The sequence below is a fragment of the Pseudomonas sp. C9D1 genome (assembly GCF_056491235.1).
The window spans coordinates 48,138-71,703 of sequence record NZ_JBSZIE010000004.1 but is presented as its reverse complement, the minus strand read 5'-3'; the positions used below and the strand labels follow the sequence as shown (position 1 = coordinate 71,703).

Here is a 23,566-nt window from a genome sequence, read left to right as displayed (position 1 = left end):
TGAAACCGCTCCCACATCCGTAGCCCGGACTTCAGTCCGGGGACTTGTCCAACACCGCTCCCGGGCTGAAGCCCGGGCTACCGGCCTTCCCACAACCGCAATCCGCCGTAGGTCGGGTGCAACCCGGCAATTCCGTGCAGAAGGCGACGCGGGTTTCACCCGCCCTACAGACCGTGCCGCCCCCGTAGGAGCGAATTCATTCGCGATCGGGCTAACCCAAAGCTTCGCGGTTGAAACCGCTCCTACGCCTCTCCCCTGTCACGGCATGACCGGCGGCACGTATTCCGAGGGTGCTGCCCAGCGCCCACAGCAGCACCAGCACCAGCGGGATGTGCACCAGCAACTGGACGAAGGAGAAGCCGATCAGGTCGCGCGCCTTCAGGCCCAGCACACCCAGCAGCGGCAGCATGTAGAAGGGGTTGATCAGGTTCGGCAGCGCTTCGGCGGCGTTGTAGATCTGCACCGACCAGCCCAGGTGGTAGCGCAGCTCGTTGGCCACCTGCATCACGTAGGGCGCCTCGATGATCCACTTGCCGCCACCGGAGGGGATGAAGAAGCCCAGCACGGCGGAGTACACGCCCATCAGCAGCGCGTAGGTGTCGTGGGAGGCGATCTGCACGAAGAAGGTGGAGATGTGGTGCGCCAGGGTCTGGCCGTCGCCGCCGTTCACCGTGGTCATGATCGCGGCGATGGAGCCGTACAGCGGGAACTGGATCAGCACCCCGGTGGTGGTGGGCACGGCGCGGGCCACGGCGTCGAGGAAGCTGCGCGGGCGCCAGTGCAGCAGCGCGCCGGCCATGATGAACAGCAGGTTGTAGGTGTTGAGCCCGGAGATGGCGGTGATCGCCGGCTTGCTGGCGAACTCCTGGGCCAGCCAGCCGCCGGCCAGCACCACCAGCATGATGATCAGCAGCGGGCTGTGCTCCAGCCACTCGCCCGGGCGGGTCGGCTTCGGCTGGGGCGGCGCGGTGAAGCTCGGGTCCACGCCACAGGCCTTGGCATCACGGGCACTGGCGGCGCTGGGCGCAGTCATGTAGGCGATGGCCAGGGACACCAGCACCAGCGCCAGCAGCAACACGCCCGACTGCCAGAGGAAGATGGTCTCGGTGAAGGGGATGACGCCGGTGATGGCGAGGATCGACGGCGGCAGGCTGGCCGGGTTGGCCTGCAGCTGCGCGGCCGACGACGACAGCCCCAGGGCCAGACGGCGCCCAGGCCCAGGTAGGCGGCGGCACCGGCGGCGCGGTAGTCCATCTTGATGTCTTCACGGCGGGCCAGGGCGCGCACCAGCAGGCCGCCGAACACCAGGGACAGGCCCCAGTTGAGCAGCGAGGCCACCATGGAGATCAGCGCCACCCAGGCCACTGCGGTGCGGCCATTCTTCGGCACCCGCGCCAGCAGGTCGATGAGCCGCGATGCCGGGCCGGAGCTGGCGACCACATAGCCGCCGATGACCACGAAGGCCATTTGCATGGTGAAGGGGATCAGGCTCCAGAACCCATCGCCGAAGGCCTTGGCCGTGGAGCTGACGGGCGCCCCCATGGCCAACACGGCAACGGTGACGATGAGTACCGCGAGCGCGGCGAATACCCAGGAGTCGGGGAACCAGCGCTCGGCCCAGGCTGAGCAGCGCATGGCGAAACGGGCGGAACGGCTTTCTTCGAGTTGCGTGACCATCGGTCTACCTCACTTTTATTCTTGTCGGCATGGCACGGCCGGGGCCGGGCACCGGATAAGGGTTGGAACCAGCACGGGGGTCTTTGCCCCCTGTTTGCCTGAAACGACGACACCACGCCCAGGGCGTGGAATGCGTCTTGCCCCGCTCGGTGAGCGGTGCGGTGCGTGATGCAATTCCCGGCGTGACCTCTATCCGGAGGTCGTCACCGGGCGCAACGGAGCCCAGCACGGGAGGCTGGGCCGGGTGATGCGTCGGGCCGGGTTCCTCGGCCCGACTGGACGCTTAACGCTCGATGGCCAGGGCCACGCCCTGCCCGCCGCCGATGCACAGGGTCGCCAGGCCCTTCTTCGCATCGCGCTTGATCATCTCGTGCAGCAGGGTCACCAGCACGCGGCAGCCCGAGGCGCCAATGGGGTGGCCAATGGCGATGGCACCGCCGTTGACGTTGACCTTCTCGGCCTCCCAACCCAGCTCCTTGCCCACCGACAGGGCCTGGGCGGCGAAGGCTTCGTTGGCTTCGATCAGGTCCAGCTCGCCGAGATTCCAGCCGGCCTTCTCCAGGCAGCGCTTGGTGGCGGAAACCGGGCCGATGCCCATGATCGCCGGGTCGACACCGGCATTGGCGTAGGCGGCGATGCGCGCCAGCACCGGCAGGCCCAGGGCCTTGGCTTTCTCGGCGCTCATCAGCAGCACGGCGGCGGCGCCGTCGTTGAGGCTGGAGGCGTTGCCGGCGGTGACGCTGCCGTCCTTCTTGAATGCTGGCTTGAGCTTGGCCAGGGATTCGGCGGTGGTGCCGGCACGGGGCTGCTCGTCGGTGGCGAAGGCGACGGGGTCGCCCTTCTTCTGCGGGATCAGGATCGGGGTGATCTCGTCCTTGAAGCGCCCGCCCTCGATGGCCGCGCAGGCCTTCTGCTGGGAGGCGGCGGCGAAGGCGTCCTGGGCTTCACGGCTGATGCCGTACTTCTCCACCAGGTTCTCGGCGGTGATGCCCATGTGGTAGTCGTTGAAGGCGTCCCACAGGCCGTCCTGGATCATGGTGTCGACCAGTTTGGCGTGGCCCATGCGCAGGCCGGTGCGGGCGCCGGGCATGACGTAGGGCGCAAGGCTCATGTTCTCCTGGCCGCCGGCGATGATCACCTCGGCGTCGCCGCAGCGGATGGCCTGGGCGGCCAGGTGCAGGGCCTTGAGGCCGGAGCCGCAGACCTTGTTCAGGGTCATGGCCGGCACGGCGTGGGGCAGACCGGCGAGGATGGCGGCCTGGCGTGCAGGGTTCTGGCCGGAGCCGGCGGTGAGCACCTGGCCGAGGATGACTTCATCCACCTGGGCGCCATCGAGGCCCGGTCTGGGCCAACAACTGGCGGATCACCGCAGCGCCCAGCTCGGGGGCGGGGATGTGGGCCAGCGAGCCCTGAAGCTGCCGACGACGGTGCGGAAGCGGCGACTATGACGACGTCTTGCATGCGCGGATCTCCTGCGGGGCCACGCCGCACTGGGCCTGGCCGATGAACAAAAGACCGCCCCGCGGACGAAGCGTGCGTGGCGTTTCGTCCGCGAGGCGGGAAGAGCAATCAGAAGCTCATTTCGATCACGTCGTCCGGGACGATCAGCTTGCCGGCGGTCTTGGCGACGATCTCCTCGATGCTGACGCCGGGGGCGCGTTCGCGGAGGATGAAGGCGCCGTCCTCGATCTCCAGGTAGGCCAGGTCGGTGAGCACCTTGCGCGACGCAGAGCTTGCCGGTGAGCGGCAGGCTGCAATGCTTGAGCAGCTTGGACTCACCGTCCTTGGAGGCGTGGGTCATGGTGACGATGATGTTGTCGGCGCCGGCCACCAGGTCCATCGCGCCGCCCATGCCCTTGACCAGCTTGCCGGGGATCATCCAGGAGGCGATGTTGCCCTGCACGTCCACCTCGAAGGCGCCCAGCACCGTGAGGTCGACGTGGCCGCCACGGATCATGGCGAAGGATTCGGCGGAGTCGAAGATCGCCGCGCCCTTGCTGGCGGTGACCGTCTGCTTGCCGGCGTTGATCATGTCGGCGTCGACTTCGTCCTCGGTGGGGAAGGCGCCCATGCCCAGCAGGCCGTTCTCGGATTGCAGCATCACTTCCATGCCCTCGGGCACGTAGTTGGCCACCAGCGTGGGGATGCCGATCCCCAGGTTCACGTAGTAGCCGTCCTTCAGTTCGCGGGCCACGCGCTGGGCCATCTGTTCGCGGGTCAGTGCCATTTCAAAGGCCTCATCTTGTTCTGTTATCGGAGAGGATGCTCAGGAGCGAGTGGTGCGCTTTTCGATGCGCTTCTCGAAGGTGCCCTAGATATGCCATCGACGTAGATGCCCGGGTGTGGATCTGGCTCGGGTCCAATTCGCCGGGTCTCGCACCTCTCCACCTCGACCACGGTGATGCGCCCCGCGGTGGCCACCACCGGGTTGAAGTTCTGCGCGGTGTGGCGGTAGATGACGTTGCCGTAGCGGTCGGCCTTCCAGCCCTTGACGATGGCGAAGTCACCGGTGAATTGCCGGCTCGAGCGAGGCAGGGGCGGCCGTTGAATTCCGCGGGCCTCCTTCGCCTTCGGCGACCGGGGTGCCGTAGCCGGTGGCGGTGTAGAAGGCGGGGATGCCGGCGCCACCGGCGCGCAGCTTCTCGGCCAGGGAGCCCTGGGGCGTGAGTTCGACTTCCAGTTCGCCGCTGAGCAGCTGCTGCTCGAACAGGGCGTTCTCGCCCACGTAGGAGGCGATCATCTTGCGGATCTGCCGGTCTTCCAGCAGCACGCCGAGGCCGAAGCCGTCGACGCCGCAGTTGTTGGAGACCACGGTGAGGTCGCGCACGCCACGGCGGCGGATCTCGGCGATCAGGTTCTCGGGGATGCCGCACAGGCCGAAGCCCCCGGCGAGGACGGTCATGCCGTCGGTGAGCCCTTCGAGGGCTTCCTGTAGCTGCCTGACGCGCTTGTCGAGTCCACTCATGGTGCTGCCTCTTGTGATTGTCGTTGGCCCGGCGCGGGGCCGGTGAGTGGGCCCAAGCTTCTCCTCGTTCGACTCATTTGTTAATTTTGTTTTTCCTCGCTATTGATCTGAAAAACAAATCAATGACCGTCAAGCAACTGCGTGCCTTCCTCGCCGTCGCCCAGAGCCTGAGCTTCGCCCAGGCCTGCGAACGCCTGCACCTGTCCCAGCCGGCGCTGTCCCTGGCGATCAAGAACCTGGAGGAGTCCCTCGGCGGCCAGCTGCTGGTGCGCACCACCCGCAGCGTGGCGCTGACGCCCGAAGGCGAAACCCTGCTGCCCATCGCCCGGCGCCTGCTGGCGGACTGGGACAACGCCGAGGAGCTGCTACGCCAGCACTTCACCCTGCAGCTGGGCAAGGTGGCCATCGCCGCCATGCCCTCCTTCGCCGGCAACCTGCTGCCGGTGGGGCTGCGCGCCTTCCGCGATCGCCACCCGAAGGTCAACGTGGCGGTGCATGACGTGATCAACGAACAGGTGCTGGAGATGGTGCGCAACCACCGCGTCGAGCTGGGCATCGCCTTCGAGCCGGAATCCCTCGATGGCCTGGCCTTCACGCCCTTCTACACCGACCGCTTCGTCGCCGTGGTGCCAGGGGATTGCCCGCTGGCGCAGCAGAGCGAAGTGAGCTGGGCGGAGCTGCTGGGTCAGCCCTTCATCACCCTGCAGCGCCCCTCCGCCGTGCGCCTGCTGCTGGAGGAACGGGTGGCGGCGCGCCATGGCCGGCTGCCGGTGGCCCTGGAGAGCCACCAGTTGGTGACGGTCGGGCGCATGGTCGCCCAGGGCCTGGGAGTGAGCGCCGTGCCCAGCCTGTGCATCCAGCAGATGGAGGAACTGGGCGCCCGCTGCATCGCCCTCGGCGAGCCGCAGATCGAACGCCGCGTGGGCCTGCTGTGGCTCGCCGGGCACAGCCTCTCCACCGCTGCCCAGGCCTTGGCAGACGTGCTGCTGCACCTGCGCGACTGGAACCGCCAGGTGCCATCGGGATCAAGTGAATGAGACCAACCCCGAACCTTGTACCGGAGCGGCCGCCCACGGCCCGTGCCATGCTGTGAACATCGCCCGCCAGCGCAGTGGGCCCAGCCGTAGAAGAAGAGGAATCGCCCGATGAACCAGCCCCTGTGGAGCCCCAGCCCGGAACGCATCGCGGCCACGCGGATGGACGCCTTCCGCCGCGAGATCAACCGCCGCCACGGCCTCGACCTGGCCGACTACGCCGCCCTGCACGCCTGGAGCATCGAGCAGCGGGAAGCCTTCTGGCAGGCGCTGGTGGAGCTGTTCGACGTGCGTTTCCATGCACAGCCCCGCACCGTGCTGGAGGAAGGCGCGGCGATGCCCAGCGCCCATTGGTTCCCCGGCGCCACCCTGAACTTCGCCGAACACCTGCTGCGCCGCCGTGACGACCACCCGGCGCTGGTGGCCGTGGCCGAGGACGGCCGCCGTGAGCAGCTCAGCCATGCCGAACTGGCCGCCCATGTTGCCGGCCTGCAGCAGCGCCTGGCCGCCGCCGGGGTGGGCGTCGGCGACCGCGTGGCGGCCTTCATGCCCAACACCTGGCAGACGGTGGTGGGCATGCTCGCCACCGCCAGCCTCGGCGCCACCTGGTCGTCCTGCTCGCCGGACTTCGGCACCCAGGGGGTGATCGACCGCTTCGGCCAGATCGAACCCAAGGTGCTGATCGCCGCCGCCGGCTACCACTACGCCGGCAAGACCCTGGACCTGACCGCCAAGCTCAATGAAATCCTCCAGCGCCTGCCCGCCCTCGCCCAGTTGGTGGTGGTGCCCTATGCCCGCCAGGAGGCCCGCGCGGAAGACTTCGCCACCCCGGCCCGGGTCAGCCTGTGGAGCGACTTCTACCGCCCCGGCGGCGAACCCGCCTTCGTTCCCGTGCCCTTCGAGCAGCCGCTGTACATCCTCTACTCCAGCGGCACCACCGGGGTGCCCAAGTGCATCGTCCACGGCGTAGGCGGCACCCTGCTGCAACACCTCAAGGAACACGCGCTGCACAGCGACCTGAAGGCCGACGACACGCTGTTCTACTTCACCACCTGCGGCTGGATGATGTGGAACTGGCTGGCCTCCGGCCTGGCCCTGGGCGCCACCCTGGTGCTCTACGACGGCTCGCCCTTCCACCCCGGCCCCGAGCGTTTGATGGACCTGATCGACGCCGAGGGCATCAGCGTGTTCGGCACCAGCGCCAAGTACCTCGCCGCCCTGGAGAAGGCCGGCGCCAAGCCCCGCCAGAGCCATCGCCTGGAGCGCCTCAAGGCGCTGCTCTCCACCGGCTCGCCCCTGGCCCACGAGGGCTTCGACTACGTCTACCGCGAGATCAAGGCCGAGCTGTGCCTGTCGTCCATCTCCGGCGGCACCGACATCGTCTCCTGCTTCGCCCTGGGCAACCCGGTGCTGCCGGTGTGGCGCGGCGAGCTGCAGTGCAAGGGCCTGGGCATGGACGTGCAGGTGTGGGACGAGGACGGCAGGCGGCTCACCTCCGGCAAGGGCGAACTGGTCTGCGCCCGGCACTTCCCCTCGATGCCGGTGAGCTTCTGGAACGACCCGGACGGCGAAAAATTCCGCGCAGCCTACTTCGAGACCTTCCCCGGCGTCTGGGCCCACGGCGACTACGCCGAGGAGACGGGGCACGGCGGCCTGGTGATCCATGGCCGCTCCGACGCCGTGCTCAACCCCGGCGGCGTGCGCATCGGCACCGCCGAGATCTACCGCCAGGTGGAGAAGGTGGAAGAGGTGCTGGAGTCCATCGCCATCGGCCAGGACTGGCAGGGCGACGTGCGCGTGGTGCTGTTCGTGCGCCTGCGCGACGGCGTGGCGCTGGACGAAGCGCTGCAGGCGCGCATCCGCCAGGTGATCCGCGCCAACACCACGCCGCGCCACGTGCCGGCGAAGGTCATCGCTGTCACCGACATCCCCCGCACCCTCAGCGGCAAGATCGTCGAGTTGGCGGTGCGCAACGTCGTCCACGGCCGCCCGGTGAAGAACACCGACGCCCTGGCCAACCCCCAGGCGCTGGAACTGTTCAGGGACCTGCCGGAACTGGCCGAGTGAACACGGCGAGGCCGTAAGCCGGGGGGCAGACCGACGGTTCCCTGGCACTTGCGCGCGTCACCCGCCCTGCGAACCCCATCACGCTTGGACCAATGGCCAAGGGAATGGCCGGGGCACCGGCGCTACCATGGCCGCTTCACCCCACCTGGAACCCGAGATGGATCTCATCCCCCGTGCCCTGCTCTGCCTGGGCCTCGCCCTGCCCTCCATCGCCCTGGCCACGCCCTGCCAGGAGTTCGAACCCGCTACCGCGCGCCTCGAAGGCAAGCTGGAGCGCCAGACCCACCCAGGCCCGCCCAACTTCGAAAGCGTCGAAAACGGCGACGAGGCACGCACCGGCTTCTACCTGGTGCTGGCCGAGCCCGCCTGCGTGAAGGGCAACGATTACGAGACGGACATGGGCGCCGAGCAGGACGTGCGCCTGGTGCAACTGGTGCTGGACGAAGCCGGCTACAAGAAGCTCGAACCGCATCTGGGCCAGCAGGTGACCCTCGCCGGCCACCTGTTCTCCGCCGAGACCGCCTTCCACTACGCGCCGCTGCTGATGCAGGACGTGCAATGGCTGGAGGACCAGCCGACCGCCAGCGCCGACTGCGAAGCCCTGGCCGCCAAGGCCAACGACGCTGTCGGCTTCCACCCGCCCTGGTGGGGCACGGTGAAGGGCGAAGGCCGGCTGCACTTCCACAGCGCGCCGGACAAGGCCTGCACCATCCCCGGCCTGTTCATCATCCCCGGCGACGGCGTGACCATCTACGCCGCCGAGAACGGCTGGATGCAGGTGATGTACATCAACGCCAAGGGCGAGGACTTCAGTGGCTGGGTGGAAGAAAACCGCCTGGACGCCGCCCCGTCGCGCAGTGAAGGCGACGACCAGCCCGAACCGGCCGCCAGCGGCCAGCCCGAGGACGTCACCACCTTCGCCGACCGCTACGCCAACTGCGAGCACTTCCTCGGCGAGGAGCCCTACGACGCAGAGCGAGCCAAGGAACTGGCCCAGGCCGTGGAAGAACTGTGCACCGGCATCGACGCCCAGCTCGACGCCCTGCGCCAGCGCTACAAGGACGATGCCAGCGTGACCCAGGCCCTGGCCGGCTACGAGAAGGTGGAGTGACCCCTCCGCCGCGCCACCCCGACGCGGCGGCAGCCTCTCCTATACTCCTGGCGTCGCCCTGAAACGGACCCCACCGTGCTCGCCAGAACCCTGTGCCTCGCCGCCCTGCTCTGCTGCGCCCTCCAGGCCACCGCCCGGCCCCTGCAGGTCGACCTGTACCTGCCCGATGCGCCGCCGCTGACCATGCTGGAAGCCGGCAACAGCCACGGCATCGTCGGCGACGCCACCCTGCTGGCGCTCAAGCGCGCCGGTTACCAGGTGCGCATCCTCGTCGCGCCCTGGGCACGGGCACAGAAGCGCACCATTGAAGGCCGCGACATCCTCGTCATCCCCCTGTCGCGCACGCCGGATCGCGAAGCCTCCTACACCTGGGTCGCACCGATCATGGAGTTGCAGCGCGCCTTCTTCACCCTGAACGAGCCGGTGAAAGACTTCGCCGAGGCTCGCGCCCGCTACCGCCAGGTCGGCGTCGGCCTGGGCACCGCGCAGAACGAGATCCTCCGCCGCGAAGGCTTCGACGGCGGGCAGATACGCTCCCTGGTACTGGGCGACAAGCCTGCGCAGCTGCTGGAGATGGGGCGCATCGACGCCTGGTTCACCGGCGTCCCCGAGGCGCTCTACATCTGGCCCAAGGTCTCGCACCAGCGCCTGCGCATGAGCCCGCCCCTGGCGGCCACCGACCTCTACCTCGCCTGCTCCCTGGCCTGCAACCCGCAACTGGTGGACGACCTGCGCAAGGCCATCGAAGCCCTGCGCACGGACGGCAGCCTGAAGCGCATCCAGGCGCGGTACCTGAAGGACGCGCAACCGCTACTGGAACAACAGGCTCCGTAGGTCGGGTGCAACCCGACATGAGCCCATGCAAGCCTCGCGGGTTTCACCCGCCCTACGGGTGGGCAGAAGAGTTCAGAGCACGCACACGCCCACCGAAACTCCACCCCCATCGTAGGAGCGAGCTGTGCTCGCGAAGCCCTTTCCAGAGCCCCGGGCTGAAGCCCGGGCTACAGGCCTCGACGACCCGGTAGGTCGGGTGCAACCCGACATGACTGTGCAGGTGCATCGCGGGTTTCACCCGCCCTACGTCCGGGCGGAAACTAACAGCGGGATCAGTAATGCTTGCCCGGGTCTTCCGGCGGCGGATCTTCTTCGGGCAGGTCTTCGAGCTTGAGCTCCAGACCCCAGCTGGCGGCATCCTGGGTCGGCGTGGCCTGGGGCGTCGGTGCGGGAGGCGGGGTCGGTGCAGCGGCGGTGGGCCGGGTGCCGGGGCCGTCGCGGTGCAACTTGAGCTTGAGGCGCAGGTTGTTGGCCGAGTCGGCGTTCTTGATCGCCTCCTCTTCCTGGATCGAGCCCTCGATCACCAGATCGAACAGCGCCTGGTCGAAGGTCTGCATGCCCAGGGCCTTGGATTTCTCCATGATCTCCTTGATCGAGCTGAAGTCGCCGCGCTTGATCAGGTCGCTGATGGTGGAGGTGCCCAGCAGCACTTCCACCGCCGCGCGGCGCTTGCCGTCCGAGGTGCGCACCAGGCGCTGGGAAACGAAGGCCTTGAGGTTGTTGCCCAGGTCGTTGAGCAGCTGCGGCCGGCGCTCCTCGGGGAAGAAGTTGATGATGCGGTCCAGCGCCTGGTTGGCGTTGTTGGCATGCAGGGTGGAGATGGCCAGGTGACCGGTGTCGGCGAAGGCCAGGGCGTGTTCCATGGTCTCGCGGTCGCGGATCTCGCCGATCAGGATCACGTCCGGCGCCTGGCGCAGGGTGTTCTTCAGGGCGGCGTGGAAGCTGCGGGTGTCCACCCCCACCTCACGCTGGTTGATGATGGACTTCTTGTGCCGGTGCACGTACTCCACGGGGTCCTCGATGGTGATGATGTGCCCGCCGCTGTTGCGGTTGCGGTAGTCGATCAGCGCGGCCAGGGAGGTGGACTTGCCGGAGCCGGTGCCACCGACGAAGAGCACCAGGCCGCGCTTCTCCATCACCACCTTGAGCAGGGTTTCGGGCAGCTTCAGGTCTTCGAACTTGGGGATGTCCAGCTTGATGTTGCGCGCGACGATGGAAACCTCGTTGCGCTGCTTGAAGATGTTGATGCGGAACCGCCCGATGTTGGGCAGGGAGATGGCCAGGTTCATCTCCAGCTCACGGTCGAATTCACCGCGCTGCTCCGGGTCCATGATGGATTCGGCGATACGCGCCACGTCGCCCGGCTTGAGCGGGTCGGTGCCCAGCGGCTTGAGCACGCCGTTGAACTTGGCGCAGGGCGGCGCGCCGGTGGAAAGGTAAAGGTCCGAGCCATCCTGGGAGGCCAGAACCTTGAGCATCGAGGGGAGATCCATGGGAGCGAACGTCCAAAGGGCATTTCGAATAACGGTAGGCGAATTTCGCCCGGCTTCCTGCGCGTAAACGCGCAACCGATGAACTGTATGGGCGCGCCGCGCGCTGGCACAATGAACGGCTCCACAAACCACGAGGAAATCCCATGGCCAAGGCCCTTGCCCGCCACATCCTGGTCAAGACCGAGGCGGAAGCCGAACAGATCAAGCAGCGCCTGGCCAAGGGCGAAGACTTCGCCGTGCTGGCGAAGAAGCACTCCCTCTGCCCCTCGGGCAAGCGCGGCGGCGACCTGGGCGAAGTACGCCCCGGGCAGATGGTGCGGGTGATCGACCAGGTGATCTTCAAGAAGCCGGTGCGCACCATCCACGGCCCGGTGAAGAGCCAGTTCGGCTACCACCTGGTGCAGGTGTTCTTCAGGGAGTGATGGGCGGTACCCCGCGCGGGCGGGTGAAAACCGGCGCTCGCCCGCTAAACCGACGCGCCGCCGACAACCGACTCCCCGCCCCGCCCGCAAAACCGCTACAATCGCGCCCTTTTGCGCGTCAGCGCCCCAGCCAGCCCAGGATTCAACCGTGATCTCCACCGCCAACATCACCATGCAGTTCGGCCCCAAGCCGCTGTTCGAGAACGTTTCCGTCAAGTTCGGCAACGGCAACCGCTACGGCCTGATCGGCGCCAACGGCTGCGGCAAGTCGACCTTCATGAAGATCCTCGGCGGCGACCTGGAGCCTTCCGGCGGCCAGGTGATGCTCGAGCCGAACGTGCGCCTGGGCAAGCTGCGCCAGGACCAGTTCGCCTATGAGAACTTCAGCGTCATCGACACCGTGATCATGGGCCACGAGGAACTGTGGCGGGTGAAGGCCGAGCGCGACCGCATCTACTCCCTGCCGGAGATGAGCGAGGAAGACGGCATGGCCGTGGCCGAGCTGGAGACCGAGTTCGCCGAGATGGACGGCTACACCGCCGAATCCCGTGCCGGCGAGCTGCTGCTGGGCCTGGGCATCCCGCTGGCCCAGCATTTCGGCCCGATGAGCGAAGTCGCCCCCGGCTGGAAGCTGCGCGTGCTGCTGGCCCAGGCGCTGTTCTCGGACCCGGAAGTGCTGCTGCTGGACGAGCCGACCAACCACCTGGACATCAACACCATCCGCTGGCTGGAAAACATCCTCACGGCGCGTAACAGCACCATGATCATCATTTCCCACGACCGCCACTTCCTGAACAGCGTGTGCACCCACATGGCGGACCTGGACTACGGCGAGCTGCGCCTGTTCCCGGGCAACTACGACGAGTACATGACCGCGGCGACCCAATCCCGCGAGCAGCTGCTGGCCGACAACGCCAAGAAGAAGGCGCAGATCGCCGAGTTGCAGACCTTCGTCAGCCGCTTCTCCGCCAACGCCTCGAAAGCCAAGCAGGCCACCTCCCGCGCCAAGCAGATCGACAAGATCCAGCTGGCCGAGGTCAAGCCGTCCAGCCGTGTCAGCCCGTTCATCCGCTTCGAGCAGCATAAGAAGCTGCACCGCCAGGCGGTGACCGTGGAGAAGCTGGCCAAGGGCTTCGAGGACAAGCAACTGTTCAAGGGCCTGGACCTGCAGATCGAAGCCGGCGAGCGCGTCGCCATCATCGGCCCCAACGGCATCGGCAAGACCACCCTGCTGCGCACCCTGGTCGGTGAAATGACCCCGGACGCCGGCAGCGTGAAATGGACCGAGAGCGCCGAGCTGGGCTACTACGCCCAGGACCACGCCCACGACTTCGAAGACGACGTCACCCTGTTCGACTGGATGGGCCAGTGGACCCAGGGCGGCGAGCAGCTGGTGCGCGGCACCCTCGGCCGCATGCTGTTCTCCAACGACGAGATCCTCAAGTCGGTGAAGGTGATCTCCGGTGGTGAGCAGGGCCGCATGCTGTTCGGCAAGCTGATCCTGAAGAAGCCCAACGTGCTGGTGATGGACGAACCTACCAACCACCTGGACATGGAATCCATCGAGGCACTCAACCTGGCGCTGGAGAACTACCCGGGCACGCTGATCTTCGTCAGCCACGACCGCGAGTTCGTCGGTTCCCTGGCCACCCGCATCATCGAGCTCTCGGAGACCGGCGTGACCGACTTCAGCGGCACCTACGACGACTACCTGCGCAGCCAGGGCGTGATCGTCTGACGCCCCGCTTCGCCCCATGAAAAAGCCCCGCCGATGCGGGGCTTTTTCTTGCCTGCGCGCCCCTAGCCGGGGAGCCCCGCCAAGGCGGCGCGCAGCCGCTGGGTGCCGGGGCGCTGGCAAGTGATGGCCACCGCCTCCAGCCCCAGCCAGGTGGCGAGGCTGCGCAGCTGCTCGGCCAGGGCCTGGATGCCGGCCTCGCTCAGGCCCCGGGGCTCTTCGTGCAGGGCATGCACGGCGAGGCGGTCCTGGGCCCGCTCGGCGCGCAGGTCGACCCGGGCGGGCAGGCGTTCGTCGTGCAGGAAGGGCAACACGTAGTAGCCGTACTGGCGCTTCTCCGCCGGGGTGTAGATCTCCAGGCGGTAGCGGAAGTCGAACAGGCGCTCGGTGCGGGCGCGCTCCCACACCAGCGAGTCGAAGGGTGAAAGCAACGCACTGGCGCGCACCTTGCGCGGCACCGTCGGCTCGCCGATGCAATAGCCGGACTGCTTCCAGCCGCGCACCGTCACCGCCTGCAGGTCGCCGTTCTCCACCAGCTCGGCGAGGGCCTGGCGGCTGTCGGCCGGGTCCAGCCGGTAGTAATCGCGCAGGTCCTTTTCGGTGGCCACGCCCAGGGCCTGCGCCGAGTGCAGCAGCAACTGGCGGATAGCGGCGTCTTCCGGCAGTTCGGCGGCGTTGAGCAGGTCCGCCGGGATCACCCGCTCGGGCAGGTCGTAGAGGCGCTCGAAGCCGCGACGACCGGTGACCGTCACCTCCCCCGCGGCGAACAGCCATTCCATGGCGTGCTTCTCGGCGCTCCAGTCCCACCAGGGGCCGGCGCGCTCCTGGCGGGTACTCAGGGCACCGGCACCCAGGGCGCCCTGCTCGCGCACGGCGGCGAGCACGCGCTGGATCACCTCCTGCTGCTCGCGACCAAAGCGCGCCATCTGCTGGTAGATACCCCGCCCCTGGGCCGCCCGCTGCATGCGCCAGCGCAGCGCCGGGTAGAGGTCCAGCGGCAGCAGCGAGGCCTCGTGGCCCCAGTACTCGAAGAACTCGCGACGGCGCGGCTTGCCCCAGGCCAGTTCGTCCAGCAGCTCGCGCGGGTAATCGCCCAGGCGCGAGAAGAACGGCAGGTAGTGCGAGCGCACCAGGGCGTTGACCGAGTCGATCTGCACCACGCCAAGACGCCCGGCCAGTGCACGGACGTGGCTGGCGCGGATGGCGCCACGGGGCGGCCGCATGAAGCCCTGGGCGGCCAGGGCCAGGCGGCGGGCTTCGGCGGAGCTGAGTTCGAGGGGCATCGGCGGGGTCCTGGCGGCGGGATCAGCCCAGGACATTAGCACCCGTCGCGGCGGCTTTCCCATCGTTCGGCACGGGCGCCGGCGGCGGGAAGGGATGGCGGAAGGTGAAGGCCCGTGGCCCCGGCCCCTGCTCGCGCAGCAGGGCCAGGCGTTCGGCGGCTTCCCGGGCATCGGGGCGATGCCCGGCGGGCACCCACCAGCACACCAGATGCGCTTCGCTGATGCGCGCGAACCACTCGTTGCGGCGCTTGAGCATCTCGGTGTGGGCACCGCGGTAGGTGAAATCGCGCAGGGATTCCATGTCCCGCCAGACCGAGAGGTTGACCAGCACGTCGTCGCCGAAGGGGCGGATCGCCGTGGCGTCACCGCCCTCGTCCTCCAGGCGCCATACGTAGCCGGGCGACGCTTCCGCCAGGCCATTGATGCGCGCCAGGTTGGCGACGAAATCGGCCATGCCGGGGGAATCCAGCGGCGCGGTCATCAACGCGATATTCAGTTGTGCCAGTTCGAAGGCCGGGGCCATCGGGGTCTCCTTTCCGTGTGGCGTCAGATATCGAGGGTCAGGGTGTGCATCACCTGGGCGTTGCCGCCAGCCATCAGGCGCTGGATGCGGCCTTCGCCGTCCAGGTCCAGGTCGACGGTGATCAGGCTCGGCGAGGCCGGTTGCATCAGGTAGCCCTGTTCGATCAGCAGCTGCGCCCCGGGCAGGCCCATGCGGTCGTGCAGGTAGCAGGCCAGTGGCCCGGCGGCCATGCCGGTGGCCGGCTCCTCGGGGATGCCGAAGCGTGGCGCGAACATCCGCGCACCCGCCACGCGGCCAGGTTGGCGGCAGTCACGGGAGAAAGCGTAGAAGCCCACCACGTCCAGTTCCTCGCTGATGCGCTCAAGGGCTTCCAGGTCGGTGCGGATGCTCGCCACATCGGCTTCGCTGCGCAGGGGCACGACAACGAAAGCGACGCCGGTGCTGACCCGCGACGGCAGCAGCCCCTCGGCCAGTTGCCCAGGCTCCAGGCCCAGGGCCGCGAGGCTTTCCGCCAGCAGGCGCGAGCCCTGCTCGACGTCCTGGTACTGCGGCGCGCGCTGCTCCATGAACACCCGCTCGCCCTCGATGAAGATGTCGCGGTTGCCGTCGATGGTTTCCTTGTTGCTCCAGCCCTCGCCGACCCGGCCCAGCTGGCGCAGCAGCGAGAAGGTGGCCACCGTGGCGTGGCCGCAGTGGGGGATCTGCCGGTTGGGGGTGAAGAACTCCAGCTTGAAGGCAGCCTGCCCGGAGTCGGAGACGAAGGCCGTCTCCGACAACCCGAGCTGGGCGGCGATCGCCTGCTTCTGCGCCGCGCTGAGCGCATCGGCACCGACCACTACACCGGCGGGGTTGCCACCCTGCCCGCCATCAACGAACGCATTCACGATCCTGACTTCGACTTGCATCGCTTTTCCTTGTTGTGTGGGTGTTGCGTGGGTTCATTGTTGCCGGGGGTAGCTGCGTGGGGTTCATTTGCCCAGCGGGTCGTCCCAGAAAGGCCGCTCGCTTTCCTGCATCACATCGCCCCGGGTCAGGCCCAGGTCCTTGAGCATGGCATCACTCAGGCTGGCCAGCTCACGGCGCTGGCTGTACAGCTGGTACCAGCGCAGCAGGCGGGTCCCGAGGGAAAGATGGGAGCCACGAACGGCGGGCCGGTGGGTGGGGTGCAGCGTGCCTACGAAACCGAATTGACCTTTCATCGCATCGCCCTCCTTGTGGGGTTGGCGCCAGTTTCCCGCGACGCTTATGATCAATCCAACGAATGTTTCTTATGCACTGCATCTCAGGAATTGATGAATGAGCTACCCCGCCATCGACACCGAACTGCTGCGCACCTTCGTCGCCATCGCCGACAACGGTGGCTTCACCCGCGCAGCGGAAGTGGTCAACCGCACCCAGTCGGCCGTGAGCATGCAGATGAAGCGGCTGGAAGAGGACGTGCTGGAACGTACGGTGTTCGAGCGTGACGGCCGCCAGGTGCGCCTGACCGCCGAGGGGCAGATATTGCTGAGCTATGCGCGGCGCATCCTCAAGCTGCATGGCGAGGTGATGACCACCCTGCGCGAGCCGCACATGGTCGGCTCGGTGCGCATCGGCACCCCGGACGATTACGTGATGCGCTTCCTGCCCGGCATCCTTTCGCGCTTCGCCCAGTCCTACCCGTTGGTGCAGGTGGAGGTGCATTGCGAGTCGTCCTCGCAGCTGCTGCAGCGCCAGGACCTGGACCTGTCCATCGTCACCCGCGAGCCGGGCACCGAGATCGGCCAGCTGCTGCGCCAGGAGCGCTTCGTCTGGGCCGAGGCCATTGGCTTCAGCCCCCACGAGCAGACCCAGTTGCCGCTGGCGATGTTCAACACCGACTGCTTCTGCCGCGCCTGGGCCTGCAACGCACTGGACGCCATGGAGCGCCCCTACCGCGTCGCCTACACCAGCCCGAGCCTGTCGGCGATCATGGCAGTGGTCAGCGCCGGCCTGGCGGTGACCGCCCAGTTGCAGAGCCTGATCACCACCGACATGCGCATCCTCGGTGAAGCGGAGGGGCTACCCACCCTGCCCGCCTGCAGCATCGTGCTGGTGCGCAACCCCCGCAGCAGCTCGCCGGTCACCGAGACCCTGGCCGAGCACATCGTCGAAGGCTTCCGCCTGTAGCTCCGGTAGCGGACCATCGGCGGGCGTTCTGCACTCACGGAGCGCCCGTCCTGCCCACGCCACGCACAGCGCCAAGTTCGATCACTCGAACGCCAGCATCACCGCACACACCAACAGGAACACGCAGAACGCCGTGCGCAGCACCCGTTCCGGCAGGGCGTGGGCCAGGCGCACGCCCCAGCTGATGCTGAGCAGGCCGCCGACAGCCAGCGGGATGCCCATCGCCCAGTCGACGTGGTGGTTGAAGCCGTAGGTGGCAAGGGTCACCGCGGTGCTGGGCGCGGCGAGGGACAGTGACAGCCCCTGGGCAACCACTTGGGTGGTGCCGAAGACGCTGGTCAGCACCGGCGTGGCGACCACCGCCCCGCCCACACCGAACAGGCCGCCCATGGCGCCGGCGAAACCACCGAGCACGCCCAGCCATGGCCAGGGGTGGCGCAGCTCGGCGCTGGTGGCGGCCTTGGCCATGAACATCCGCGCGAAGTTGTAGGCCGCCAGCACCAGCAGGAAGGCGACGAAGGCCAGGCGCATGCTCTCCGCCTCCAGGCGTACCGCGAACAACGAGGCCAGCCAGGCGCAGCCGAAGCTGGTCACAGCCAGCAGCAGCGCATAGCGCGGGTCGATGCGGTTGCGCTGGTGGTAGCGCCACAGCGCCAGCAGCACGTTGGGCACCACCATCACCAGTGCGGTGCCCTGGGCCAGTTGCTGGTCCAGGCCGAAGAGCACCCCCAGGGCGGGAATGGCGATCAGCCCGCCGCCGATGCCGAACAACCCACCCAAGGTGCCAAGAGCCGCACCGAGCACCACATTCAACGCAATTGCCAGCAGATCCATAACGCCTCCGTTCCGATGACGCGCATGCTACGCAGCGGCGGCTACCACGGAAACGCACAGCAGCGCACAATGGCTTTGCGAAATCCGCATAGGCACCCTCATGAATCCCGATGCACTGACCGACCAACTGGCCCTCTTTCTCGATGTACTGGAAGCGGGCAGCTTCTCCGCCGCCGCCCGGCGCCACCCGCTGACACCTTCGGCCGTGGCCCGGCGCATCGACGCCCTGGAGCGCGGCCTCGGCAGCGCCCTCTTCACCCGCAGCACCCACGCGGTGCGCGCCACCCCGGCAGGCCTGGCCTTTGCCGAGCGGGCAAAACGGATACTCGCCGAACTGCGCCTGGCACGTGCTGAGGCCGTGTCCCTGAGCAGTGCACCGGAGGGGTTGATCCGCATTGATGCACCCGCCCCGTTCGGCCGTCGTCACCTGGCGCCGGCCATCGCCGAATTCCTCGTCACCTACCCGGGCCTGGACGTTCAGTTGCGGCTGATCGACAGCTTCATCGACATGCACGGCGCCCACCTGGGCGAGGTGGACCTGGTGCTGCGCATCGGCCCGCTTGCCGACACTCGCCTGGTGGCGACGCCGCTGTCGCCCCTGGTGCGCGTGCTCTGCGCCAGCCCCGATTACCTGCGCCGACGCGGCGTACCCAGCGACGCCCGCGAGCTGACCGAGCACGACGGCCTCGACTGGGATGCCCTCGCACCGCCCTATGCCTGGCGCTTCGAGGTGGAGGGCCGCGCCCAGGTGATCCGCCCCCGGCGCATGCGCATGACCGCGAACAACGCCGAAACCCTGCTGTTCAGCGCCGTCGCCGGCCTGGGCGTCGCCCACCTGCCGACCTGGCTGATCAGCGACTACCTGCTGCGCGGGGAACTGGTGCCGCTGCTCTGCGAAAACGGCTTGCCCGCTCCGGAACCGAGCGGGATCTACGCCCTGCGCCTGGAGGGCGAAGCCAGCTCGCGGAGCCGGCTGTTGCTGGAGTTTCTCAAGAACCGCTTCGGCCCCGTACCGCCCTGGGACCTGGCCCTGAGCGGGCTGGGGCAGTCTTGAGGGTACGGTGCGGCAACGCCGGCGAAACGCTTCGCGCGCAGAGCTCGCTCCTACCGATCCAGGGCAAAGCGGGCAAGCGCCGCAACGTAGGATGGCGTAGAGCGAAGCGAAATCCATCACCACGGAATAACCGCCCGGATCAAAGCCCGGGCGGCCGCGCCATCAGTTGGGCAGTTGCACCACGCGGGTACTGGCGGTCAGGTCGTGCAGGCAACGGCGATCCGCGCGGAAGATGAACAGGTAGTTCGCCAGCAATATCAGGCCGCCGATGATCGGGATGTAGGCGACTAGGCCCCAGAGCAGGTAGCGCTTGAGGTACATCGTGATCCACTCGGGCTTGTTGCCCTGCAGGTCGACGATGGCAAGCTTGAGCACGCGCTTGCCGACGGTCTGGCCGTAGTTCTTCAGGAAGTGCCCGTTGATCGCCAGGAACACCACGATACCCACCAGCGAACCCAGCGCCTGCTGGCCGAAGCCGGGCTGCACGCCCTCCATGAGCCCATCGTAGACACCCAGCAGGTAGCTGATGGGGATGGTCACGCACAACAGGATCAGCCCGTCGATCAGCGCAGCGCCGAAGCGCGAGCCGCGGGCGGCCAGCGGCAGGCCGGTGGCTTCGTGAGTCAGCTCCGCCTGGGGCGATTGGTAGGGGTTCTGGGCATCGGTCATTTACAGCTCTCCTTGCAGGGGTCTAGCCGGCAATTCTGGCTGCTGCGCACGGCGGCGCAAGTCCCAGTGCGCCGGAATGAGAACCGGTCAAATTTTGCTCACGAAAGGCTTGTGCGCTAAATTATGTCCATTTCCGCCCCCAAGGAGGCCGCCATGAATACCCCGCTGGAACGTTGCGACGATCTGCTGCTCGATAACCAACTGTGCTTCGCCCTCTACTCCACCTCCCTGCTGATGACCAAGGTGTACAAGCCGCTGCTCCAGGAATTGGGCCTGACCTACCCGCAGTACCTGGCGATGATGGTGCTCTGGGAAGGCGATGGCATCACCGTGGGCGATATCAGCGCCCGCCTGCTGACCGACCCGGGCTCCCTCACGCCCCTGCTCAAGCGCCTGGAAGCCGAAGGCCTGATCACCCGCACCCGCAGTAGCGCCGACGAGCGCGTGGTGGAGCTGCACCTCACCGAAAAAGGTCGCGCCATGCACCAGCAGGCCCAGCGCGTGCCCGCCTGCATCCTCGCCGCCAGCGAGATGGACATCGCCGGCCTCGGCCAGTTGAAGGACGAGCTGGTGAGCCTGCGCAGGAGCTTGCAGAAGGCCGTCTGACGGCCTTATTCCCATCTGGCTGAGCGCTATTCGTTTTTCTTCTCAAGAAATACCTTGCGCGCAAACTAAAAGATCGCTAACTTTCTCTCCACGCATTTAGTTAGTGCGCAATATTTTACGAAACCAAACGAATTCAACGGAGAATCACCATGAACACCCAGCGCATCGCAAACCTCCTCACCGGTAGCCTCCTCGCCCTGTCCATCGGCAGCGCCTTCGCCGCCGGCAGCCCCGGCGTCGAACACAACACCCAGGCCTTCCTCGAAGCCCTCGAAGCCGGCAACGGCAAACCGCTGGAAACCCTCGCGCCGAAAGATGCCCGCGCCGTGCTGGTGGGTGCCCAGGCCGGGGTCAAGGTCGACCTCTCCGGCACCCGCGTCGAGAACAAGACCATCAGCATCAAGGGCCAGCCCCTGGAACTGACCATCGTCCGTCCCGAAGGCGCCAAGGGTGACCTGCCGGTGTTCATGTTCTTCCACGGCGGCGGCTGGGTGCTGGGCGACTACCCCACCCACGAGCGCCTGATCCATGACCTGGTGGTGAACTCCGGTGCGGTGGCCGTGTACGTGAACTACACCCCCTCGCCCGAAGCCAAGTACCCCACCGCCATCAACCAGGCCTACGCCGCGACCCAATGGGTGGCCGAACACGGCAAGGACATAGGCGTGGACAGCTCGCGCCTGGCGGTAGCCGGCAACAGCGTCGGCGGCAACATGGCGGCGGTGGTGGCGCTGATGGCCAAGGAACAGGGCACCCCGAAACTGCGCGCCCAGGTGCTGCTGTGGCCGGTGACCGACGCCAACTTCGAGACCGCCTCGTACAACCAGTTCGCCCAGGGGCACTTCCTCACCAAACCGATGATGCAGTGGTTCTGGGACAGCTACACCACCGACCCGAAGCAGCGCGCCGAGATCCACGCCTCGCCGCTGCGGGCCACCACCGAGCAGCTCAAGGGCCTGCCGCCGACCCTGATCCAGACCGCCGAGTTCGACGTGCTGCGTGATGAAGGCGAAGCCTATGCCCGCAAGCTGGATGCCGCCGGCGTCGAAGTCACCGCCGTGCGCTACAACGGCATGATCCACGACTACGGCCTGCTCAACGTGGTCAACCAGGTTCCGGCGGTGCGCTCGGCCATGCTTCAGGCCGGCGCCGAACTGAAGAAGCACCTGCAGTAACCGCGACGGTTGAATCGCAGGCAACAAAAAGCCCGGCCTAGGCCGGGCTTTTCACATCTCGCGAAAGGCTTAGGCCTTGACGCGGGATTTGTACTCGCCGGTGCGGGTATCGATCTCGATGGAGTCGCCGATTTCGCAGAATGCGGAAACCTGCAGCTCGGCACCGTTGTTCAGGCGAGCGGTCTTCATCACTTTGCCGGAGGTATCGCCACGCACGGACGGCTCGGTGTAAGCGATCTGGCGAACGATGGTGGTCGGCAGTTCAACGGAAATGACTTTCTCGTTGAAGAAGATGGCTTCGCAGACGTCGGTCATGCCGTCTTCGATGAAGGTCAGTACGGCTTCCAGATCGTCTTTCTCGATCTCGTACTGGTTGAATTCGCTGTCCATGAACACGTACAGCGGATCGGCGAAGTAGGAGTAGGTAACTTCCTTGCGATCCAGGATTACCGGTTCCAGCTTGTCGTCGGCCTTGTACACGGTCTCGGTGGCGGAACCGTTGAGCAGGTTCTTCAGCTTCATCTTGACGACTGCGCTGTTACGGCCGGACTTGTTGAACTCGGCTTTCAGGATGACCCAGGGGGAGCCATTGATGTTGGCAACCTGGCCAGCGCGGAACTCTTGAGCGGTTTTCATACGAATATCCGATTTGGATGAGTGACAAAAAACAGGCCGCGTATCATATCCAATTTGTATAAAAATGCACCAGCCCCGCAGCCAGATCCCGCCGCCCCGCCTGCAAGCCGCACCATTGCTCGGCGTGAGCCTGCAGTTGGGCCTCGAACGGCTGCAGCGCCAGCCAGGCGGCGCCCATGTCACCGCCCTGGTTCCAGGCGCGCCAGGCCGCCAGCAACGCCTGCGCCGGGGCATCGTCCAGGCCGGCGACATAGAGCGCGAGGAAGGCCTCGAGCTTCTCTAGGTGGACGTCCTCTTCCTGCTGGTAGATGTGCCAGAGCAACGGCCGGCCGGCCCATTGGGCGCGCACGAAGGAGTCCTCCCCACGCACGGCGTTGAAGTCGCAGCACCAGAGCAGGCGGTCGTAATCGTCCTGGGGCATGAAGGGCAGCACCTGCACGGACAGGTTGCCGCGCTGGCCCTTGGCGCCGACGGCCAGTGAATCGACACCGAGCCAGCGCGCCACATCACCCAGCACACGCCCCTCCGGCACCAGCAACTGGGTGGGGCGCGGCGCGGCCGCCAGCACATCGAGCCAACCGGGCAGCGCCGCGTTCTCGTAGGCGAACAGGGAGATCAAGCGAGCACCGGCAACCCGCTCCACGCCAAGCGTTCGCAGGAACTCGGCCTGGGCGGCGGCATCACTGCGCAGCGCGTCCCGTCGTTCGATCAGCCCACGCTCATGCAGCAGGCCGCCGGTGCCTTCGCTGAAGCCGGGGAAGAAGAAGAACTTCTGCAACCCGCCGGCCTGCGGCGATGGCAGGCCGTGAAAGCTGCCGACCCAGTCTTCGGCACTGAGGTATTCCAGGTTCAACCAGAGCGGCGCCCTGTCGCGTGCGGCCATGGCGTCTATGTAGGTGGCGGGCAATTGGCAGGCGAACGCCTCGATCACTGCATCCGCAGGCTCCACCGGCTGCCACTCGGCCGCCCAGCAACGCACTTCCACGCCCTGGCGCAGCTGGCAGTCGGCCGCCGCGTCGGCATCCGGGCACAGGCGCGCGAAGGCGGCCGGCTCGTCCACCCACAGGCGCACCTGCAGGCCATGCTCGGCGACCAGCTGCCGTGCCAGGCGCCAGGTCACGCCGATGTCGCCGTAGTTGTCGACGACGCTACAGAAAATGTCCCAGTTCACATGGGGGCTTCCGCGATAAAAGCCGGCAGTTTACCTGCAGCCGGCCCGGGCGGAAAAAACAAGGCCCGCCAAGTGGCGGGCCAAAGGGGGTGCGGGATGGGCACCAGGAATAAACGGGCAGCCCCACGC

General features: G+C 67.2%; 21 protein-coding genes and 3 pseudogenes. 10 read left to right on the top strand and 14 right to left on the bottom strand.

From position 1 onward, the window contains the following. Positions 1-258: 258 nt before the first annotated feature. From ACXI0U_RS30700 to ACXI0U_RS30680, 5 genes and pseudogenes are all read right to left on the bottom strand, one after another. Positions 259-1,677 (bottom strand): annotated as a pseudogene (locus ACXI0U_RS30700) (short-chain fatty acid transporter). A gap of 283 nt (positions 1,678-1,960) precedes the next feature. Further along, positions 1,961-3,138: pseudogene (locus ACXI0U_RS30695) on the bottom strand (acetyl-CoA C-acetyltransferase). 108 nt (positions 3,139-3,246) lie between these two features. Next, positions 3,247-3,904 (bottom strand): annotated as a pseudogene (locus tag ACXI0U_RS30690) (CoA transferase subunit B). Positions 3,905-3,927: 23 nt separating this feature from the next. Continuing rightward, a complete protein-coding gene (locus tag ACXI0U_RS30685; protein WP_479551343.1) occupies positions 3,928-4,134 on the bottom strand; it encodes a CoA-transferase in 207 nt (68 codons plus the stop codon). A gap of 46 nt (positions 4,135-4,180) precedes the next feature. Then, the gene (locus tag ACXI0U_RS30680; protein WP_479551328.1) at positions 4,181-4,642 is read right to left on the bottom strand and encodes a CoA transferase subunit A; all 462 of its coding nucleotides are present in this window, start codon (positions 4,640-4,642) and stop codon (positions 4,181-4,183) included. A 122-nt stretch (positions 4,643-4,764) separates the two neighbouring features. Between ACXI0U_RS30680 and ACXI0U_RS30675 the strand changes: the two genes are divergently transcribed. From ACXI0U_RS30675 to ACXI0U_RS30660, 4 genes are all read left to right on the top strand, one after another. After that, the gene (locus tag ACXI0U_RS30675; protein ID WP_021216615.1) at positions 4,765-5,679 is read left to right on the top strand and encodes a LysR family transcriptional regulator; all 915 of its coding nucleotides are present in this window, start codon (positions 4,765-4,767) and stop codon (positions 5,677-5,679) included. A gap of 108 nt (positions 5,680-5,787) precedes the next feature. Beyond that, positions 5,788-7,743, top strand: a complete 1,956-nt coding sequence (locus ACXI0U_RS30670) for an acetoacetate--CoA ligase (RefSeq protein ID WP_435635949.1) — start codon at positions 5,788-5,790, stop codon at positions 7,741-7,743. 157 nt (positions 7,744-7,900) lie between these two features. Beyond that, positions 7,901-8,854, top strand: coding sequence for a DUF4431 domain-containing protein (locus ACXI0U_RS30665; RefSeq protein ID WP_052351453.1), 954 nt, complete (start codon positions 7,901-7,903; stop codon positions 8,852-8,854). A gap of 75 nt (positions 8,855-8,929) precedes the next feature. After that, positions 8,930-9,688, top strand: coding sequence for a substrate-binding periplasmic protein (locus tag ACXI0U_RS30660; RefSeq protein ID WP_479551327.1), 759 nt, complete (start codon positions 8,930-8,932; stop codon positions 9,686-9,688). 272 nt (positions 9,689-9,960) lie between these two features. Here the strand turns inward: ACXI0U_RS30660 and ACXI0U_RS30655 are convergent, their stop codons facing one another. Then, positions 9,961-11,166, bottom strand: coding sequence for a PilT/PilU family type 4a pilus ATPase (locus tag ACXI0U_RS30655; RefSeq protein ID WP_021216620.1), 1,206 nt, complete (start codon positions 11,164-11,166; stop codon positions 9,961-9,963). Between the two features lie 158 nt (positions 11,167-11,324). Between ACXI0U_RS30655 and ACXI0U_RS30650 the strand changes: the two genes are divergently transcribed. Beyond that, entirely contained in the window at positions 11,325-11,603 is a 279-nt protein-coding gene (locus tag ACXI0U_RS30650; RefSeq protein WP_021216621.1) for a peptidylprolyl isomerase, read from the top strand. 148 nt (positions 11,604-11,751) lie between these two features. Continuing rightward, positions 11,752-13,341 (top strand): ABC-F family ATPase, encoded by a 1,590-nt coding sequence (locus ACXI0U_RS30645; RefSeq protein ID WP_031286787.1) that lies wholly within the window; start codon positions 11,752-11,754, stop codon positions 13,339-13,341. A gap of 62 nt (positions 13,342-13,403) precedes the next feature. Here ACXI0U_RS30645 and ACXI0U_RS30640 read toward each other — a convergent pair whose 3' ends face one another. From ACXI0U_RS30640 to ACXI0U_RS30625, 4 genes are all read right to left on the bottom strand, one after another. After that, positions 13,404-14,621 (bottom strand): winged helix-turn-helix domain-containing protein, encoded by a 1,218-nt coding sequence (locus ACXI0U_RS30640; RefSeq protein ID WP_479551326.1) that lies wholly within the window; start codon positions 14,619-14,621, stop codon positions 13,404-13,406. A 22-nt stretch (positions 14,622-14,643) separates the two neighbouring features. Continuing rightward, positions 14,644-15,144 (bottom strand): DUF3291 domain-containing protein, encoded by a 501-nt coding sequence (locus ACXI0U_RS30635; protein ID WP_184489396.1) that lies wholly within the window; start codon positions 15,142-15,144, stop codon positions 14,644-14,646. 23 nt (positions 15,145-15,167) lie between these two features. After that, complete coding sequence (locus ACXI0U_RS30630) at positions 15,168-16,049, bottom strand: PhzF family phenazine biosynthesis protein (protein WP_479551325.1); 882 nt, start codon at positions 16,047-16,049, stop codon at positions 15,168-15,170. 63 nt (positions 16,050-16,112) lie between these two features. Further along, the gene (locus ACXI0U_RS30625) at positions 16,113-16,343 is read right to left on the bottom strand and encodes a DUF1127 domain-containing protein (protein WP_184489398.1); all 231 of its coding nucleotides are present in this window, start codon (positions 16,341-16,343) and stop codon (positions 16,113-16,115) included. A gap of 97 nt (positions 16,344-16,440) precedes the next feature. On the opposite strand from ACXI0U_RS30625, the gene ACXI0U_RS30620 reads away from it, so the two are divergent. Next, entirely contained in the window at positions 16,441-17,292 is an 852-nt protein-coding gene (locus ACXI0U_RS30620; RefSeq protein ID WP_043242941.1) for a LysR substrate-binding domain-containing protein, read from the top strand. Between the two features lie 81 nt (positions 17,293-17,373). Here the strand turns inward: ACXI0U_RS30620 and ACXI0U_RS30615 are convergent, their stop codons facing one another. Then, complete coding sequence (locus ACXI0U_RS30615; protein WP_479551324.1) at positions 17,374-18,126, bottom strand: sulfite exporter TauE/SafE family protein; 753 nt, start codon at positions 18,124-18,126, stop codon at positions 17,374-17,376. A 100-nt stretch (positions 18,127-18,226) separates the two neighbouring features. Between ACXI0U_RS30615 and ACXI0U_RS30610 the strand changes: the two genes are divergently transcribed. Beyond that, positions 18,227-19,180: a LysR family transcriptional regulator gene (locus ACXI0U_RS30610; RefSeq protein WP_021216695.1), complete on the top strand. Its 954-nt coding sequence runs from the start codon at positions 18,227-18,229 to the stop codon at positions 19,178-19,180. Between the two features lie 162 nt (positions 19,181-19,342). On the opposite strand, the gene ACXI0U_RS30605 is transcribed toward ACXI0U_RS30610, so the two are convergent. After that, positions 19,343-19,849 carry an RDD family protein gene (locus tag ACXI0U_RS30605; protein WP_021216696.1) on the bottom strand — a complete coding sequence of 169 codons (507 nt, stop codon included), beginning with the start codon at positions 19,847-19,849 and terminating at the stop codon, positions 19,343-19,345. A gap of 153 nt (positions 19,850-20,002) precedes the next feature. On the opposite strand from ACXI0U_RS30605, the gene ACXI0U_RS30600 reads away from it, so the two are divergent. Together ACXI0U_RS30600 and ACXI0U_RS30595 are read left to right on the top strand one after the other, a co-directional pair. Then, a complete protein-coding gene (locus tag ACXI0U_RS30600) occupies positions 20,003-20,455 on the top strand; it encodes a MarR family winged helix-turn-helix transcriptional regulator (RefSeq protein WP_184489401.1) in 453 nt (150 codons plus the stop codon). Positions 20,456-20,604: 149 nt separating this feature from the next. Continuing rightward, on the top strand, positions 20,605-21,630 hold the full coding sequence (locus tag ACXI0U_RS30595) for an alpha/beta hydrolase (protein WP_479551323.1): 1,026 nt from the start codon (positions 20,605-20,607) through the stop codon (positions 21,628-21,630). A 69-nt stretch (positions 21,631-21,699) separates the two neighbouring features. Here the strand turns inward: ACXI0U_RS30595 and efp are convergent, their stop codons facing one another. Both efp and earP read right to left on the bottom strand, forming a co-directional pair. Next, a complete protein-coding gene (gene efp, locus ACXI0U_RS30590) occupies positions 21,700-22,266 on the bottom strand; it encodes an elongation factor P (RefSeq protein WP_021216699.1) in 567 nt (188 codons plus the stop codon). A 43-nt stretch (positions 22,267-22,309) separates the two neighbouring features. Then, positions 22,310-23,437 (bottom strand): elongation factor P maturation arginine rhamnosyltransferase EarP, encoded by a 1,128-nt coding sequence (gene earP, locus ACXI0U_RS30585; RefSeq protein WP_479551322.1) that lies wholly within the window; start codon positions 23,435-23,437, stop codon positions 22,310-22,312. Between the last annotated feature and the right edge of the window lie 129 nt (positions 23,438-23,566).

What these genes read in the sequence shown, in the direction of transcription:
- ACXI0U_RS30650 (WP_021216621.1), top strand. Translation starts at nt 11,325, where the DNA reads ATGGCCAAGGCCCTTGCCCGCCACATCCTGGTCAAGACCGAGGCGGAA.
- ACXI0U_RS30640 (WP_479551326.1), bottom strand. Translation starts at nt 14,621, where the DNA reads ATGCCCCTCGAACTCAGCTCCGCCGAAGCCCGCCGCCTGGCCCTGGCC.
- ACXI0U_RS30620 (WP_043242941.1), top strand. Translation starts at nt 16,441, where the DNA reads ATGAGCTACCCCGCCATCGACACCGAACTGCTGCGCACCTTCGTCGCC.
- ACXI0U_RS30655 (WP_021216620.1), bottom strand. Translation starts at nt 11,166, where the DNA reads ATGCTCAAGGTTCTGGCCTCCCAGGATGGCTCGGACCTTTACCTTTCC.
- ACXI0U_RS30625 (WP_184489398.1), bottom strand. Translation starts at nt 16,343, where the DNA reads ATGAAAGGTCAATTCGGTTTCGTAGGCACGCTGCACCCCACCCACCGG.
- ACXI0U_RS30680 (WP_479551328.1), bottom strand. Translation starts at nt 4,642, where the DNA reads ATGAGTGGACTCGACAAGCGCGTCAGGCAGCTACAGGAAGCCCTCGAA.
- ACXI0U_RS30665 (WP_052351453.1), top strand. Translation starts at nt 7,901, where the DNA reads ATGGATCTCATCCCCCGTGCCCTGCTCTGCCTGGGCCTCGCCCTGCCC.
- ACXI0U_RS30605 (WP_021216696.1), bottom strand. Translation starts at nt 19,849, where the DNA reads ATGACCGATGCCCAGAACCCCTACCAATCGCCCCAGGCGGAGCTGACT.
- ACXI0U_RS30675 (WP_021216615.1), top strand. Translation starts at nt 4,765, where the DNA reads ATGACCGTCAAGCAACTGCGTGCCTTCCTCGCCGTCGCCCAGAGCCTG.
- ACXI0U_RS30630 (WP_479551325.1), bottom strand. Translation starts at nt 16,049, where the DNA reads ATGCAAGTCGAAGTCAGGATCGTGAATGCGTTCGTTGATGGCGGGCAG.
- ACXI0U_RS30615 (WP_479551324.1), bottom strand. Translation starts at nt 18,126, where the DNA reads ATGGATCTGCTGGCAATTGCGTTGAATGTGGTGCTCGGTGCGGCTCTT.
- ACXI0U_RS30635 (WP_184489396.1), bottom strand. Translation starts at nt 15,144, where the DNA reads ATGGCCCCGGCCTTCGAACTGGCACAACTGAATATCGCGTTGATGACC.
- ACXI0U_RS30670 (WP_435635949.1), top strand. Translation starts at nt 5,788, where the DNA reads ATGAACCAGCCCCTGTGGAGCCCCAGCCCGGAACGCATCGCGGCCACG.
- ACXI0U_RS30610 (WP_021216695.1), top strand. Translation starts at nt 18,227, where the DNA reads ATGAATCCCGATGCACTGACCGACCAACTGGCCCTCTTTCTCGATGTA.
- ACXI0U_RS30600 (WP_184489401.1), top strand. Translation starts at nt 20,003, where the DNA reads ATGAATACCCCGCTGGAACGTTGCGACGATCTGCTGCTCGATAACCAA.
- ACXI0U_RS30595 (WP_479551323.1), top strand. Translation starts at nt 20,605, where the DNA reads ATGAACACCCAGCGCATCGCAAACCTCCTCACCGGTAGCCTCCTCGCC.
- efp (WP_021216699.1), bottom strand. Translation starts at nt 22,266, where the DNA reads ATGAAAACCGCTCAAGAGTTCCGCGCTGGCCAGGTTGCCAACATCAAT.